At 66.7% G+C, this 451-nt stretch carries 1 protein-coding gene; it reads right to left on the bottom strand.

What is annotated here, in order from left to right; genetic code table 11:
- On the bottom strand, positions 1 to 451 hold a 451-nt coding region (locus tag ASD75_RS06095), incomplete at both ends, for an electron transfer flavoprotein subunit alpha/FixB family protein (protein ID WP_235511551.1).

Genomic DNA, 451 nt, shown 5'->3' with positions numbered 1-451 from the left:
GCTGGCACCCAGGGCGGCGCCCAGCTTGTCGGCCAGGGGCGTCATGACTTCGTCGAACTTTTCCTTGCTGCCCAGCGCACGACCACCGGAGACGATGATCTTGGCGGCCGTCAGTTCAGGGCGGTCGCTCTTGGCGATTTCGCTGCCCATGAAGCTGCTCTTGCCAGCGTCTGCGGTGGCTGCGGCGGTTTCAACGGCTGCGGAACCGCCCGTGGCGGCTGCGGCGTCAAAGCCCGTGGCGCGCACGGTGATGACCTTGACGCTGTCGGCGCTTTGCACGGTGGCAATGGCGTTGCCGGCGTAGATGGGGCGCTCAAACGTATCGGCCGTGCCAGAGGCACCCTGCGGTTGCGTCACTTTGGTGATGTCGCTGATTTGGGCCACGTCGAGCTTGGCCGCCACGCGGGGGGCCACGTTCTTGCCGCTGGCAGTCGCCGGGAACAGGATGTGG

Origin of the sequence: Acidovorax sp. Root568 (genome assembly GCF_001427445.1) — a bacterium.
Taxonomy (GTDB): domain Bacteria; phylum Pseudomonadota; class Gammaproteobacteria; order Burkholderiales; family Burkholderiaceae_C; genus Acidovorax; species Acidovorax delafieldii.
The sequence above is the reverse complement of the archived record's forward strand: the minus strand, read 5'-3'. Positions and strand labels throughout refer to the sequence as shown.